Source organism: Flaviramulus sp., from assembly GCF_982512915.1.
Map to the genome: position 1 here is coordinate 61,244 of NZ_CEWOCJ010000009.1, position 16,150 is coordinate 77,393.

General features: G+C 30.9%; 10 protein-coding genes. 1 reads left to right on the forward strand and 9 read right to left on the reverse strand.

What is annotated here, in order from left to right; translation table 11 throughout:
* Positions 1-4 precede the first annotated feature (4 nt).
* On the forward strand, positions 5-1,123 hold the full coding sequence (leuB, locus tag AC1XJX_RS08175; protein ID WP_482003484.1) for a 3-isopropylmalate dehydrogenase: 1,119 nt from the start codon (positions 5-7) through the stop codon (positions 1,121-1,123).
* Between the two features lie 94 nt (positions 1,124-1,217).
* Here leuB and AC1XJX_RS08180 read toward each other — a convergent pair whose 3' ends face one another.
* The 9 genes from AC1XJX_RS08180 to AC1XJX_RS08220 all read right to left on the reverse strand — a co-directional run bounded on the left by AC1XJX_RS08180 (position 1,218) and on the right by AC1XJX_RS08220 (position 16,149).
* Positions 1,218-2,366 (reverse strand): glycoside hydrolase family 130 protein, encoded by a 1,149-nt coding sequence (locus AC1XJX_RS08180; protein ID WP_482003485.1) that lies wholly within the window; start codon positions 2,364-2,366, stop codon positions 1,218-1,220.
* 741 nt (positions 2,367-3,107) lie between these two features.
* Positions 3,108-5,867 (reverse strand): PAS domain S-box protein, encoded by a 2,760-nt coding sequence (locus AC1XJX_RS08185; RefSeq protein WP_482003486.1) that lies wholly within the window; start codon positions 5,865-5,867, stop codon positions 3,108-3,110.
* A gap of 266 nt (positions 5,868-6,133) precedes the next feature.
* Positions 6,134-9,916 carry a PAS domain S-box protein gene (locus AC1XJX_RS08190; protein WP_482003487.1) on the reverse strand — a complete coding sequence of 1,261 codons (3,783 nt, stop codon included), beginning with the start codon at positions 9,914-9,916 and terminating at the stop codon, positions 6,134-6,136.
* A gap of 179 nt (positions 9,917-10,095) precedes the next feature.
* Complete coding sequence (gene argH, locus AC1XJX_RS08195) at positions 10,096-11,367, reverse strand: argininosuccinate lyase (protein WP_482003488.1); 1,272 nt, start codon at positions 11,365-11,367, stop codon at positions 10,096-10,098.
* A 32-nt stretch (positions 11,368-11,399) separates the two neighbouring features.
* Positions 11,400-12,503 carry a M20 family metallo-hydrolase gene (locus AC1XJX_RS08200; RefSeq protein ID WP_482003489.1) on the reverse strand — a complete coding sequence of 368 codons (1,104 nt, stop codon included), beginning with the start codon at positions 12,501-12,503 and terminating at the stop codon, positions 11,400-11,402.
* Entirely contained in the window at positions 12,469-13,251 is a 783-nt protein-coding gene (argB, locus tag AC1XJX_RS08205; RefSeq protein WP_482003490.1) for an acetylglutamate kinase, read from the reverse strand. Before argB ends, AC1XJX_RS08200 begins: the two co-directional genes overlap by 35 nt.
* On the reverse strand, positions 13,244-14,182 hold the full coding sequence (locus AC1XJX_RS08210; RefSeq protein ID WP_482003491.1) for an N-acetylornithine carbamoyltransferase: 939 nt from the start codon (positions 14,180-14,182) through the stop codon (positions 13,244-13,246). The genes argB and AC1XJX_RS08210 overlap by 8 nt, the downstream gene beginning before the upstream one ends.
* 7 nt (positions 14,183-14,189) lie before the next feature.
* Positions 14,190-14,954 carry a glutamate 5-kinase gene (gene proB / locus AC1XJX_RS08215; protein WP_482003519.1) on the reverse strand — a complete coding sequence of 255 codons (765 nt, stop codon included), beginning with the start codon at positions 14,952-14,954 and terminating at the stop codon, positions 14,190-14,192.
* A gap of 1 nt (position 14,955) precedes the next feature.
* On the reverse strand, positions 14,956-16,149 hold the full coding sequence (locus AC1XJX_RS08220) for a glutamate-5-semialdehyde dehydrogenase (protein WP_482003492.1): 1,194 nt from the start codon (positions 16,147-16,149) through the stop codon (positions 14,956-14,958).
* Between the last annotated feature and the right edge of the window lies 1 nt (position 16,150).

Genomic DNA, 16,150 nt, shown 5'->3' on the forward strand with positions numbered 1-16,150 from the left:
GTAAATGAAATTAAATATTGCCGTTTTACCAGGAGATGGTATTGGCCCAGAGGTTACAGCTCAAGCCGTTAAGGTTTTGAGAGCTATTGCTATGGAATTTAATCATGTATTTACTTTTAATTACGGACTTGTTGGTGCTTCGGCTATTGATAAAACAGGAAATCCTCTACCTGATGAAACTATTAGCATATGTAAAAAAGCAGATGCTATTTTATTCGGAGCTATTGGTAATACCTCTTATGATTTAGATACCAACGCTAAAGTCCGTCCAGAACAAGGGCTTTTAGGGCTTCGTAAAATTCTAGATTTATTTGCTAACATCAGACCTGTAATTGCTTATGAAGATTTACTAAACAAATCTTCTTTAAAGAAAAGCCAAATTAAAGAGACTAATATTCTTATATATAGAGAATTAACAAGTGGTATTTATTTTGGTGAAAAAAAATTAAGTGAGGATGGTAATAAAGCCTCAGATATTTGTGAATATACACGCGATGAAATTGAGCGTATCACACATTTAGCTTTTCAAGCTGCTCAAGCAAGAAAACGAAAACTTACTTTAGTTGACAAAGCAAATGTTTTAGAAAGCTCTAGACTTTGGCGTAGAGTTGTTCAAGAATTAGCAACTCAATATCCTAATGTAAAAACAAACTACATGTTTATTGACAAAGCGGCAATGGAGCTTATTATTAACCCAAAACAGTTTGATGTTATTTTAACTGAAAATATGTTTGGAGATATTTTATCAGAAGAAGCCAGCGTAATTGTAGGTTCTATTGGCTTATTAGCTTCTGCATCTATAGGTAAAGATCACGCAATGTTTGAACCCATTCATGGTGCATACACCAGAGCTACTAATAAAGGCATTGCTAACCCCATAGCTTCTATTTTATCAGCTGCCATGCTATTAGACCATTTTGGTTTAGATGATGAAGCTTCTTTATTGAGAGAAGGGGTTGATAAATCATTAAAACTACATATTACCACACCAGATTTAAATACTAAATACGATAATATTACCACCACTAAAGTTGGGGATTTTATAGAAGATTTTATAAATAATCCTGATGAAACCAACTTAAATTTTACCAACATCCACCTGGGGCAATCCACAATTATTTAATTACTTGAGTTAGTCAATAAGCCAAATTAAAAATATCACTCGGGTTACTCCATAAAAGCGCATCTAACTAATGCGCTTTTTTAATATAATTAATTTAATCTTCACTCACTGCTACAGCAATTTTAGAATCTGCTGTGCCATAATACAAAAACCACTTATTCTGTTTTTTAACTAAACCTTCAACAAAACAAACCTGATTTACTTCACCAATTTTCTCATAATCCTTATCTGGGTATATAAAATAGCCTTTCGTTCTATCTATTAATTTATAAGGCACATCTTTATCAAAAAGGGCTTGTCCTGCTGCGTAAGAAAATTTTGGTAAGTTAGTATCATTAAAATTTGCAGCATTACTTCCATTATATATTAATAAAATACCTTGGTTTTTAAATAAAGCATAAGGTCCTGGTTCTACAAGTCTGCTATCAAAATATCCCATTCTTGGATTTAAAACAGAAATTCTATGGTTAGACTCCTCGTTTTCACAAACTTCCCAGTTGATTAAATCTACTGAATTTGCTAAAAAAATATTAGTATCACCAAAATACATCCAATATTTTCCATCAATCTTTTTCGCTATTGGCTTACCATCTTTCATTTCTATGACAATAGCCCCAGATTTAGTCCAAAGATCTTTATAGACATCATCTTTAAATGCCAAACCATGTTTTGTCCAGTTGGTTAAATCTTTTGAGGAAGCTACACTTAAACGAGCCGTTTTCCCATCATATGCCGTATAAGTCATAACATAAGTACCTTCATTATTCATTACTATTCTTGGGTCTTCAATTCCATCAAAATAACAATCTTTACAATCTTCAAAATCTTTATCTTTTAAAAACTTTTTATAGTTCCACTCATAAATTTTCATAAAATCATCATCTGGAAATATCACAGGTGATGGTTTTTTTTTAAAATGAAGACCATCAACACTTACTGCCAAACCAATTCTAGATGTCCCTGATGAATCTTGCGCTCTATAAAATAAAAACACTTTATTATCTTTCAAAATAGCCGAAGGATTTAAAACGTTTCTACTTTCCCAAAAAACTTCTGTTTCAGATAAAGGACAAGCGAATTTTAAACTAAAAGAAGGGACTAGTATAGGATTGAGATTATCTACCTTATTAAAGCTGTTAAATGCCCAATTATTAACTTTAGCCAAATTAGCGTCATTGGACTCTTTTAATTTAATGCAGGAAACTATAAAAACGGCTAAAATTAAAATGTATAAATTTTTCATAATTTCATAATTATTCATGTTGAAAATTTACTTTTTGGTCTACAAAATAAAAGGCGAATTTTAATTTGTAATTATGAAACACATTATACCATAGTAAATTTTTAATGGAAGTTTTAACAAGGTAGAATAAATTTTTGGTATAACTATAAAACGAATAATAATGTTTAAATGTTTTAAGAAAGGTTATAAAAAGAAGAAGAGCGCAGTCTCTCACCTTGCGCTCATCTTAAAAGATTAATAAAGTTGTAACTCTCAATACAACTTTTAATTTGAAGAGTTAAGTAGTCCCAAACTATAGCACTCCTCAAATTTTAATTTTAGCTATTAATATCCTAATAGGAATAATTACTACAATAAATAAGCAACTTTGGTGCCAAAACTATAAAGTGATGAAAAAAACTTATAAAATATTATAAATCAGTTAATTAAATTTTGTAAAAATATTTTAATCCTGATTAAAATTAATTAAAAACTACGATATTTCGTGTAGTTACTAAATATCGTAGTTTTTAATTTAGGCTAATTAACATTTTAATTATTACATATTATTTTTGCAACGTATTTTTAACCTTTAATTTAGCCTAAATCCAATTCATCTTATCGATTTAAAAAAAAGAAGAGCGCAGTCTCTCACCTTGCGCTCTTCGCTAAAAAGAAATAGGGATACTCTCAAATACCTATTTCGTTATATAATTTAAAACACAATAACCCAAACTAAATTGTTTTAAATTAACTTATTACTTATTCTGAAAACTTCTCTCTTAAAATACTAAACAGCTTTTGTTTTATTATTGGTTTTGTAACATAATTATCAGCACCCACTTCTTTAGCTTTTTCATAGACGCCATTTTCAACAAATGCAGATTGTATAATTATAAGTGAATCTTTATTAAACTCTCTTATACTTTTCGTTGCCTCAAAGCCATCAATTCCTGGCATTCTAATATCCATTAAAATTAAATCAATATCTGAGTGCTCCTTTGCAATTTCTATAGCCTCAAGACCATCTGTGGCATACAACATCTCTTTGCTAATATCTTTAAGTAAAATCCCGAGAAAAGTTCTTACAAAATTCTCATCATCAACAACAAGTATTTTCAACTTCTTAATATCACTAAAATTATTATTGCTTCTGTTTATTATATCAATCTTTTCATCAACACATTCATACGGTAAAACAAAACGAAACTCCGAGCCTTTACCTATTTTACTTTCAACTAATATTTTTCCATAAAGCATATCAGCGTAAGCTTTAGCTATAGACAAGCCTAAACCAGACCCCTCATAAACTCTATTATCACTCATATCGGCTTGAATAAATCGATCAAAAATAATTTTTTTCTTATCTTCTGCAATCCCGATTCCTGTATCTTTTACAAAAAACTCTATCATTTTTTCGCCTGCAACATTTGCAAGTTTACAACCAAAAGTTATACTGCCTTTATTGGTATACTTAATGGCATTTTTAATTAATTTTGTTAAAATCGAGGTTATCTTATGTTTATCAGAATTAATAACTAGGTTATTATTTAACAACTCATTTTCATAGAAAATATCAAGTCCTTTACTATTTGCTTCAATCTTAAAAAAATCGTGTAAATAATTTAATTTTTCATTTAAATTTACTTTTGAATAATTCAATTTAACAACACCACTTTCTATTTTTGAAATATCAATAATATCCTGAATAGTTTTAAGCATTCTATCGCCGCTTTCCTCAATTATTTTAATATACTCTTGCTGTTCTGCGCCAGATATATTAGTATCTTTTAAAAGATTTGTAAATCCGAGAATACCATTCATTGGGGTTCGTATCTCGTGGCTCATATTTGTTAAAAATGCCGATTTTAGCCTATCACTTTGTTCTGCTTTTTCTTTAGCTTCAATAAGATTATCTTCGGCTACTTTTCGATCTGTAAAATCAACAAAACTTATTACGATTTCTGTTATTTCGCCTGATTTATCTATAACAGGAAAGCCATTTACCATTAACCAAACTTTATCTTTCGTTTTTGGCCTATTAACACCAGCTATAAAATCTTTAATTGGCGCCTTTGTTTGTTTTATAATATTTACTGGATATTTATCAATAGGTAATTTGATATTATTAAAATCTGTAAAAAACCAATCTTTATCCATGGCTGTTTTACCCTGTAATTGATCTAGTGTTACTCCTAGTAATTCTGAAGCTCTATTATTAGCCATGGCTATAGAAGTGTCGTTTGCATGCACAACAACACCTGCGCTTAAATTATCAAAAAGACCACGGTATAAAACTTCATTTTTCTCTGTTTTCTCATTAGCTAAATCCAGCTCCAAAACCATTTGTTTTTTTGAAGTAATATCGATACATACCCAATCTATAAAGGCATTTTCTTTATTTAATTTTAATGAAGCCTCAATCCAAAATTCTTGCCCATCTTTTGCTTTACAATGTATTTCTCGCTTTTCTAAACGACCATATTTTTTAAGCTGTTCTAAAAACGAATATAAGGGTGGTTTTATAAAATGATCAACAGTAAATTTTTCTTTAAATTCTTTTATGGATTCGTATCCAAACAAAAAGGCAGCCGCTTTATTAGCTTCAATAACTTTTTCGTTTTTAGCATCGGTTCTAATTAAGGCTGCTACAGCATTATCATATAAAGCTTTAAACCGCTCTTGGTTATCTTTTACAATTTTCTTTACCTCAACTTCTTTAGTTATATCAACAGATATGCTGTAAATTAAATTATTTGATAATTTAGCAGTAAGCAAAATATAAACGTCTTCACCTTTATTATTTATAAATGTGCATGTAAATTTATCAACTGAACCTTTCTTATTAAGTTTTCTTAATAATAATTGCCTTTTTAATGGATTTTTCCAACGAAAAGAACTGTCGGTATTTCCATTAACATTTTTAGAAATTATCTCATCAGCAGTTTCAAAACCAAACATATTTGCATAGGTTTTGTTTGCATATACAATTTCTCCATCTGTAGTTGTGGTAGAGGCCGCAATAGCATTTTCTATTAACTCATTATATTTCCCCTCACTATCAGAAATACGTTTTGAAAAAAAATCTTTACCAAATTGTTGCTCATATAAAAAATTTACATTTTCAACATCTTTCTTTTCTGTAATATCTTTTAACATACATAAGGCGTACAATTCATCATTACCAGATTCTACAATCGCATTAAATAATACCGTTCTCTTAGAATTAATTTGAAGCACATGTTGCTTTAGAAACCCATATTCCTTTAATACGGTAATGATGGTTTTAAGTTTAGCAGCATCCTGAAAAATATCTAAATCATTAATTTTTAAATCCAAGAAATCATCTGAAGCATATTGAAAAACTTGTAAAAACGCATCGTTAGCTGTAACTATTTCGTAATTATTTAAATCGAAAACAATGACTGGATCATCGTATAGCTGATATGTTTTTTTTAACAATTTATGATACTCTAAATCGCACACTGCTTTTTTATCAGATAATAGTAAAGATCTTCTCATAAACCCTCTCTTTTTAGATAGTAAAAATTGATTCATATTTTTCTTTAACAATGATTAAAAAATTGGGACCGTTGTTTTTAATGAGAGTAATATATAAGGCAAATGAGATGCCAAAGTAAAATAAGAGGCTAAATTAATTCACAACTTGCTAACCAATAGGCTTTTAGTTTTTTATCCTCTAAAAAAAAAGCTAAAACACTTAAATAAAAAAACTCCGACATTTCATAGTTGCACGAAATATCGGAGTTTTTAAGAGTTAAAAACAATTAATTTTTCTTGGCAATTTCTAGTTTTTTAATGCGAGATTCCAAAGTGGTTGGTTTCATACCTAAAATTTCAGAAGCGCCATTTTTACCTCTAATTTTCCAATTAGTTTCTGTTAAAACTTTTAAAATATATTCTTTTTCAAAAGCTTCTAGGGTTTTAAACTTATCATCAAGGGGCAACTCAACACTATTATCTAGAAACCAACTACCAATTTGCAATTTACTTCCAACACTCACAATAACTGCACGCTCAATTACATGCTCTAATTCTCTAATATTACCTGGCCATTTATATTTTAGTAGCTTTTCTATAATCAAACTACCCACAGATTTTATTTTACCCTGTACTTTATGGTTGTATTTAGTAATAAAATGATTAACCAAATCTGGAATATCATCTTGTCTATTTCTTAATGGTGGGCATGTTATAGGAAATACATTTAATCTATAATACAAATCTTGCCTAAATTTACCATCTGATACAAACTTAACTAAATCTCTATTTGTTGCAGCCAATACTCTTACATCTACTTTTATTGTTTTTTCACCTCCTACACGTTCAAACTCATTTTCTTGTAATACTCTTAGTAAACGTGTTTGCATATCTATAGGCAGATCGCCTATTTCATCAAGAAAAATAGTACCACCATCGGCCAGCTCAAAACGGCCTATTTTTTTATTTATAGCACCTGTAAAAGAGCCTTTTTCATGCCCAAAAAGTTCGCTTTCAATTAATTCTGAAGGTAGAGACGCACAATTTACTTTTACAAGTGGTTTATTTGCTCTATCACTGGCTTTGTGAATAGCTTTAGCTATTAACTCTTTACCTGTACCTGTTTCTCCTAGAATTAATACCGTAGAATCGGTTTTTGCAACTTGCTCAACCTGTTTTAGTATTTTCTTTAACGAAGTACTACTCCCTATAATTTCTTCAAAATTATTATCAAGTTTTAGTTCTTGTTTTAAATACAGGTTTTCTGCTTCTAACTCTTGTTTAAGTCCTTTAATTTCTTCAAAAGCAGCTTTTAATTCATTTTCTGTAGCAATTTTTTCAGTAACATCTCTAACTATAGTTAAAATACTAGATTGTCCGTTATGAAAAAAGTTGTTTAATCGAACCTCAGCCAAAAATTCACTACCATCTTTTTTGGTAAGTGTAAATATTTCCGAAACTGCACGACCTTCAGTTAATGACTTATAAATTGATTTAACTGCTTCTTCTGTGATTATGTCATTACTTTGCTTTTGTGGGGCAAACTCCCATATTTTTCTTCCTATAATTTCTGAAGAATCCTTAAAACCAAATAATTTTGTAGTAGATAAATTTACATCTACTACTATTTCTTGATCTACCAAAAACAAAGCATCTCTTGCCGTTTCAAATAAGGTACGGTAGCGCACCTCACTTATTCTAATTTTTTCGATTCTTAATTTTTCATCGGTAATATCGTTAACTATACCAATTAACTTAACTCGAACTCCATTATTAAAAACTGGCGTTGCAGAACCACTTAAGTACCTTAACTCTCCGTTAGGTCTAAAAATCCTAAACTCAATACCTTGTATGGTTTTATTACTTTCAAAAGCATCAGCAAAACGTTTATCTGCATATTCAATATCATCTGGATGCACTTGTGTGCGCCACGCGTTTAAATCCATATTAAACTCATTTCGGGTAATACCATAAAACTCTAAATGGGTGTCATTCCAAGTTAGTTGTCCGGTTTCAAAACTAAACTCCCAAACACCTAGTTTAGCCATCTCAATAGCTAATCTATTTTGAGATAAAACTTCTGTTAATTCATCTTCGGCTATTTTTACACTTGTAACATCTTTTACTACGCCTATTAACTTAACCAAAACATCATCAACAACAATTGGGGTTGCAGATCCATTTAAATATCTAATTTCTCCACCTTGTCTAATAATTCTAAAATCAATATTATTTCTTTTTTTAAAATCTACAAGAATGCTTTTAATACATTTATCTATATAATCAACATCATCGGGGTGTACAAATTCGAACCATTGTTTTAAACTGTTTTTAAATTCTGTACGCTTAATACCATAAAACTCTAATTGTTTATCATTCCAAGAAAGGTAATTGCTTGAAGTATCGTATTCCCATACACCCAATTCGGCACTTTCAATGGCTAATTCATTTTTAGATAGGGATTCCTTAAGTTCCTCTTGGGTATTTTTTAACTCTGTAATATCTAAAGAAGCCCCAATAAAAATATCGTCATTATCAGGATATAATTTGGTTGCACTATATAATACATCTCGAATTTCACCAGATTTGGTAATCATTCTAGAAGGATGATTATTTAAAAAGCCATCTTTATATATTTTAGTGTGAATTTTTTTAAAATCTTCTGAAACAGTAATATTGTTTTTCAAAAAACTATCTACACTCAATAATTCTTCCTTTGTGTAACCAAAAACTTCACAAAAAGCATTATTAACATCAATTCGCTTTCCTGTTTTAAAATTTAATATTGAAACGGGGATAGGAGAATTCTCAAAAGATTTAAGAAATTTTTGTTCAGATTCTTTTAAATTTTGTTCTGATATTTTCTGTTCTGTGATGTCTGAAAAAGTAACTACTACATATTTTAAATTTTTACCATAATAAACAGGCTGGGAATTAATAGATATCCATTTTCTAACACCATCACCACAATGAATATTCATTAACTCATTATAATAAGCCTTACCCGTAACAGAGCTCTTTACGCTAGGAAAATCTTCTGGTTTAAATTCTGATCCATCCTCATGCAGCGCTTTCCATCTTGGATCAAAAGCATCTTTACCAACCAACTGCCCCATAGTTAAACCCAAAATATCTGAGGCTGCTTTATTCTCTGATAAAATTTTGGCATTGGCATCAAGTACAAGATATCCTTCTGAAATAGAGTTAATTGTAGAACCAAATAAACGCTCTGTTTCTTTTAATTTTATGTCTGTGATTTTTTGTAAAGTTATATCTGTTATTGTTGTTACTACATACTTTAAAATACCATTTTCAATAAAAGGTTGTGAGTTAACAGAAATCCATTTTCGATTACCATCACCAGATTTAATGTTTATTATTTGATTAAGATAAGCTTTACCTGTTAGTAATGTTTTGACACTGGGATGGTCTTCTCTTTTAAAGGGCGTACCATCTTCGTGTAGAGAGTCTCGTTCTAAATCTGTTGATTCTCTATTTAAAATCTCTTCTAGTGTAATACCTAAAATATCTGAGGCTGCTTGATTTGCAGAAATAACTTTTAGAGATGTATCTTGTATAATAAAACCCTCTATTAAAACATTAAAAGCAGAGGTGTACAAAAAATCAACTTCTTTAAGTTTAGATAAGGCAATTCTTTGTTTAGTGATATCTTTTGTAATGCCAACTAACTCATAAACTTTTCCATTTTCGTCTTTGAGCCCGCAAATGGAGCATAATGTAACTATCTCGTTTTTATATTTATCTAAATAAATTATTTCTGAACTAGAAACATTTTCTCCCTGGATTACCTGTTCTAATTTTGAAATTAACAACGGTAGGTCTTGTTCTCTATAAAGCATGGAAACATGCTTCCCAAGAGCTTCTTCTTTGGAATAAGAAAAAAGATCTACAGAACCTTGATTCCAGAAAGTAATGATACCATCTAGATCAGTTGACACAATAGCATCTTCTGTAGTATTAACAACCAAATTTGCAAAATCAGAAGACAAGAATTCTTGAATCTCTTTTGAATTTTTATTATCTGATTTTTTTATTTTATTCTCTTCCATAATTAAATTTTAGAACGATAGCTAACTAACTAAAAAATTTCATATGAGAGAGAGTTAAAAATAACTAAAAAATTCAAGAAATCCAAAGAATTCAAGGAATTCAAGGAATTCAAGGAATTCAAGGAATTCAAGGAATTCAAGGCAATATTAACTTTAAAAAATGTTAATGTTTTACTTGGTTAAATAAACTTATTCTTGATTTTATTTAAACATAAATTATGGATACTCCCTATGTGGGAATGTTTTTTAGAAGTGTCTGGAATATAAGTGCCATCTTGAACTTCTCCGCCAATTTTCTGATAGGCTTCTCTAAAACTCATACCGTTAACTACTAGCGTATTAATATTATCTACTGTAAACAGGTATTTATATAAATCGCTATTTACATCAATATCTTTAACCATGATTTGCTGAATGGCGTAATTAAAAATATCTAGAATATCTTTAACTTCCTCAAAAGCCGCAATCATGTTTTCCTTTAATAACTGAAAATCTCTGTGATATCCACTTGGTAAATTATTAGTAATCAAAATCATTTCGGTTTGTAAAGCTTGGATTTTGTTGCATTTACCTCTAATTAGCTCAAAAACATCAGGATTCTTTTTATGCGGCATAATGCTACTGCCAGTAGTTAACTCATCAGGAAAAGAAATAAACCCAAAATTCTGACTCATATACAAACAAATATCCATAGCAAAACGACTCATGGTATTACATAACCCCCCTAATACTGCAGCAATTGTACGCTCATTTTTACCACGTGCCATTTGCGCTGCAACAACATTATATTTTAAAGTTGAAAAGCCCATCTCTTTAGTAGTTAATTCTCTATCAATAGGGAACGAACTCCCGTAACCAGCAGCAGAACCAAGTGGGTTTTGATCAACGGTTTTGATGGCTGCGTTAAGCAAATAAACATCATCAACCATAAGCTCTGCATAGGCAGAAAACCACAATCCAAATGAAGATGGCATGGCAACTTGTAAGTGTGTATAACCCGGAAGTACTTTGTCTTGATGTGTTTCGGCTAAGGTTAAAAGTGTATCAAAAAACGTTTTTGTTTTTTCTTTAACTAAACCTAAATTTTCTTTGTAATATAAATGAAGTGCAACTAAAACTTGGTCGTTTCTCGAGCGCGCAGTGTGTATTTTTTTGCCAACTTCACCTAAGCTTTTTGTTAACTCATATTCAATTTTAGAATGCACATCTTCAAACTGCGAATCAATAACAAAAGTGCCATCGGTAACTTGTTTCTCTAAATTTTTTAAGCCTGTAAGCAAATCCACCAACTCATTTGTTGTTAAAATGCCAATTTTTTGGAGCATTTTAGCATGTGCCTTAGATGCTATAATATCGTATTTAGCAATATGAATATCAATTTCTCTATCATTTCCAACAGTAAACTGCTCAATTTTTTTATCGATTGATATGCCTTTATCCCAGAGTTTCATGTTCTAAAAATTTTATGATTTTATTGATTGATTTAAACGATTACTCGATTTAACAATTCAACATATATTTTAATACCATCTTCAATTTCATTTATAAAAATAAATTCATCAGCTGAATGTGATCGTGTGCTATCTCCAGGTCCTAATTTTAACGAAGGGCAAGTTAAAACTGCCTGATCTGATAAGGTTGGAGACCCATAAGTGGTTCTACCTATTTCTATACCTGCCTGCACCAACGGATGATTAACCGGAATAGAAGATGAATTTAATCTTAAACTGCGCGGTGTAATGCTATCACAAGGTGATTTTTCTTGAAGAATTTGAGCAATTTCAGCATTCGTATAAGCATCATTTACACGAACATCTATTACTAAATCTACATCTGCTGGCACTACATTATGTTGTTTACCTCCATTAATTTGAGTGACAGTTAATTTAACGTCTCCTAAAACCTCAGATCCTTTTTCAAATTTAAAATCTTTAAACCATTGAAGCACTTTAATGGTGTTATAAATAGAATTATTATCGTTTGGATGTGCCGCATGACTGGGTGTACCCATCACTTTAGCATCAAAAACAACTAAGCCTTTTTCAGCCACAGCCAAATTCATTAAAGTAGGCTCGCCTACAATTGCTACATCAACTTTTGGTATGATTGATAACATACTATTAAGTCCATTTGGACCACTACTTTCTTCTTCTGCAGAAGCGACCAAAACCAAATTATATTTTAAATCTTCTTGGTTATAAAAATATGTAAAAGTTGCAATTAACGACACCAAACAACCTCCTGCGTCATTACTACCCAAACCATATAGTTTCCCGTCTTCTACAATAGCCTCAAAGGGGTTTTTAGTATATGCCGAATTTGGCTTTACGGTATCGTGATGTGAATTAAGCAATAGGGTTGGTTTACTTTCATCAAAATATTTATTGATGGCCCAAACATTATTTTTTGTTCTTTGATAGTCTATTTTATGATGTTTAAACCAATCTTCAATAAGTAATGCTGTATTGTCTTCTTCTGATGAAAAAGATTGAGTTTCTATTAACTTTTTTAATAGAGCAATCGCATCATTTGTTAATTCTTTTAGAGCCATTTTATAAGGTGATTCTTGTAAAATTATCGTTTTCATTTGTCAGCATAGAGGTGTTACCCATATTGATGGTTTTAACACCATGATTTAAAGCATCAAAACAATTTTCTAGCTTTGGCAGCATCCCATCTGCAACAATACCTTGATTTAATAATTCAGCATACAAATTGGTGTCAATGTGTTTTATTACTGAATTTTTATCATTAATATCTTTTAAAACACCATTTAACTCAAAACAATAATACATAGATGTTTCGAATAACGCACTCATCCCAATCGCAACTTGAGAAGTAATAGTATCGGCATTGGTATTTAGTAATTGTCCATTTCCATCGTGGGTTATTGCACAAAAAACAGGCGTAAATCCAGCTTTAATTAATTTATTTATTGCATTGTACGCCACGTTTTTAACATCACCAACAAAACCAAAATCTACTTCTTTAACAGGTCGCTTCTTCGATGTAATTGCATTAGCATCAGCACCAGTTAATCCTATGGCATCAATTTGTAAAGCTTGAAGTTTTGCTACAATATTTTTATTTACCAAACCACCATAAACCATGGTTATAACCTCTAATGTTTCAGCATCTGTAATACGCCTTCCTTTAACCATTTTAGATTCAATTCCTAATTTTGAAGCCATATGAGTAGCACGTTTACCACCACCATGTACCAAAATTTTGTTACCTTTTAAGCTAGAAAATAATTTTAGAAAAGCGTTTAATGCTAAGTCATCTTCAATAATGTTTCCTCCTATTTTTACTATGGATAGTTTTTGTTTAGGCATTTTCTAATATTTTTTTCAATACTAATTGCGCTGCAAAAGTTCTGTTATTAGCTTGCTCAATCACTAAAGAATTTTCGCCATCTAAAACAGCATCTTCAACAATAACATTTCTTCTTACTGGTAAACAGTGCATAAATTTAGCTTTTCCTAATTTATCTTGAGTAATCATCCAGTTAGGATCGGTACTCAAAACCTTTCCATAATCGTCATAAGAACTCCAGTTTTTTACATACACAAAATCAGCATCTTTAAAAGCCTCTTCTTGGTTATGAATAATAGGAGTTTCCTCTGTTATTTTTGAACTCAAATTATAACCCTCAGGATTAGCAATTACAAATTCTACATCCATTTTTTGCATGGATTTAACGAAACTATTGGCTACTGCATGAGGCAAAGCTTTAATATGTGGCGCCCAACTTAAAACCACTTTAGGTTTTTCTTTGTTGGTATTTTCTGAAATGGTTATCGCATCCGTTAAACCTTGTAATGGATGTCCTGTAGCGCTTTCCATATTTACAATAGGTACTGAAGCATACTTTACAAATGAATTTATTACGTGCTCACTTTCATCTTTTTCTTTATCAATTAAGGTTGGAAAAGCTCTTACCGCAATAATATCACAATATTGAGAAACCACAGCTGCAGCTTCTTTAATATGCTCTGCGGTATTACCATTCATGATGGTACCATCTCCAAACTCAATTCCCCAAGCATCTCCAGAAACGTTCATAACAATAGGATTCATCCCTAAATTTAAAGCTGCTTTTTGAGTACTTAAACGTGTACGCAAGCTAGAGTTAAAGAATAACAAACCAAGTGTTTTGTTTTTACCTAATTGTATGTGCTTAAACGGATTTGCTTTCAATAATTTAGCTTCCTCTATCCAATTATGAATATTATCTATATCGTTTATGGATGTATAATTTTTCATATTTTATCTATTTTATTTTGGTAAACGGTACTTTGTTTTCAAAAGCATTAATAATGAAATTATCTTCCAATCCGTTTACTATCCATGTTTCAATATGTGCTTTTTTTGCCACAGAAGCTGCCTCTATTTTTGATTGCATTCCACCACTTCCGTGTGATGATTTGGAGTTAACAACTTGTTTTTCTAAAGCCTCAAAATCTTCAACTATTTCAATAGTTTTTGGCGACTTGTTTTCTATGGATTCTTTGGTGTAAATCCCAAAAGTATTAGTAGCGATTATAAATAAGTCTGCATTTAAAAGCGATGCCGTTAAGGCGCCTAATTTATCGTTGTCTCCAAATTTAATTTCATCGGTTGCAACTGTATCGTTCTCGTTAATTATTGGTATGTAATTATTATCAACCAATACATTAATAGTATTTACAATGTTTGTTTTACTTTCTTGTTTTTCAAAATCTGAATATGACAATAAACATTGAGAGGTTAATAGCCCATATTCTCTAAAAATTTCTTGATAGATTCTAATTAAATGTGGCTGCCCAATAGATGCTAAGGCTTGTTTAACATTGATATCTTTCCCTTTACTCTCAAGTTTTACAAATTGTTTTGCAACCGCAATAGCGCCAGAACTTACAATAACAAACTCACAAGTATCTTGAAGTTGCGCAATTTGACTAGCAATATCTTCAATTTTACCTCTCGATAAATTATCAGTTTCTTTAGTTAGGGTATTAGAGCCTACTTTTAGTAAAATTCGTTTCTTTTTCTGCATACTATCTAATTTGTCCATTGCCATGAACATACCATTTATTTGTAACCAAATGTTGTAACCCAATAGGTCCTCGTTGGTGCAATTTATCAGTACTTATGGCTAATTCTCCACCTAAACCCAACTGACCGCCATCTGTAAAACGTGTTGAAGCGTTATGATATACAGCAGCCGTATCCACATTTTCCATAAACAACTTCGCATCGGTATCGCTTTTGGTGATTATAGAAGATGAATGTCCACCTGAGTATTTGTTTATCATAGTAATCGCATCTATTGTAGATGATATTTCTCCTATTAAAATTTTATAATCTAAAAACTCCTCAAACCAGATTTCGTCTGATGTAATTGAATCTACTTTATAATTTTTAGAAATAACTTCATCTCCTAAAACGTAAATTTTAAAAGCTTTTAGTTTTGAAATCAATTTAATAATGAATTCATTTTTATTTGTAAGATTTGCATCAATCAACACCTTATCGACCGCATTACAAGCAGAAATTTTAGATTTTCCGTTGATAATCACATCCAAAGCCATATCTAAATCGGCATCCTTATGAACATATACAAAATTATTCCCACGACCACTAATAATAACTGGACAAGTAGCATGTACTTTCACAAATTCAATTAAACGCTCACCGCCTCGTGGTACAATTAAATCAACCTTTTGAGTTGGTTTTTCTAAAAATGCTTGGGTTTCGGCTCGGTTAAACTCTAAATACTCCACCCAATTTATTGAAGCTTTATTTTCAGCTAAAGCTCGATGCCACAACTCAACAATTTTTAAATTTGATTTTAAAGACTCTTTCCCACCTTTCAATAAAATTTTATTTCCTGATTTAAAAGCAATACCAGCTGCTTCAACGGTAACATCTGGACGCGATTCGTAAATAATTAAAACAGTTCCGAATGAAGCCGTTTTATTGTAAATCTGCATCCCGTTTTCGTGCTTAAAACTAAAACGTTCTACCCCAACAGGATCATTTTGAGAAGCCAGATTTTTAACAGCTTTAATCATCTCATCCACTTTAAAATCGTCCACCTTTAAACGATCAAACATAGAAATATCGTCGCCTTTATAAGCTGCAAGATCTTGCTTGTTAATAGTGATTATAGCATTTCTTTCTTCTTCTAAAAGCAAAGCCATTTTTAATAAAACATCATTTCTAATATCTATGGATAATGTGGTATACATG

Bases quoted from the DNA above. Each gene is read 5' to 3' on its own strand.
- leuB (WP_482003484.1), top strand. From the start codon at position 5: ATGAAATTAAATATTGCCGTTTTACCAGGAGATGGTATTGGCCCAGAG.
- AC1XJX_RS08180 (WP_482003485.1), bottom strand. From the start codon at position 2,366: ATGAAAAATTTATACATTTTAATTTTAGCCGTTTTTATAGTTTCCTGC.
- AC1XJX_RS08185 (WP_482003486.1), bottom strand. From the start codon at position 5,867: ATGAGAAGATCTTTACTATTATCTGATAAAAAAGCAGTGTGCGATTTA.
- AC1XJX_RS08190 (WP_482003487.1), bottom strand. From the start codon at position 9,916: ATGGAAGAGAATAAAATAAAAAAATCAGATAATAAAAATTCAAAAGAG.
- argH (WP_482003488.1), bottom strand. From the start codon at position 11,367: ATGAAACTCTGGGATAAAGGCATATCAATCGATAAAAAAATTGAGCAG.
- AC1XJX_RS08200 (WP_482003489.1), bottom strand. From the start codon at position 12,503: ATGAAAACGATAATTTTACAAGAATCACCTTATAAAATGGCTCTAAAA.
- argB (WP_482003490.1), bottom strand. From the start codon at position 13,251: ATGCCTAAACAAAAACTATCCATAGTAAAAATAGGAGGAAACATTATT.
- AC1XJX_RS08210 (WP_482003491.1), bottom strand. From the start codon at position 14,182: ATGAAAAATTATACATCCATAAACGATATAGATAATATTCATAATTGG.
- proB (WP_482003519.1), bottom strand. From the start codon at position 14,954: ATGCAGAAAAAGAAACGAATTTTACTAAAAGTAGGCTCTAATACCCTA.
- AC1XJX_RS08220 (WP_482003492.1), bottom strand. From the start codon at position 16,149: ATGTATACCACATTATCCATAGATATTAGAAATGATGTTTTATTAAAA.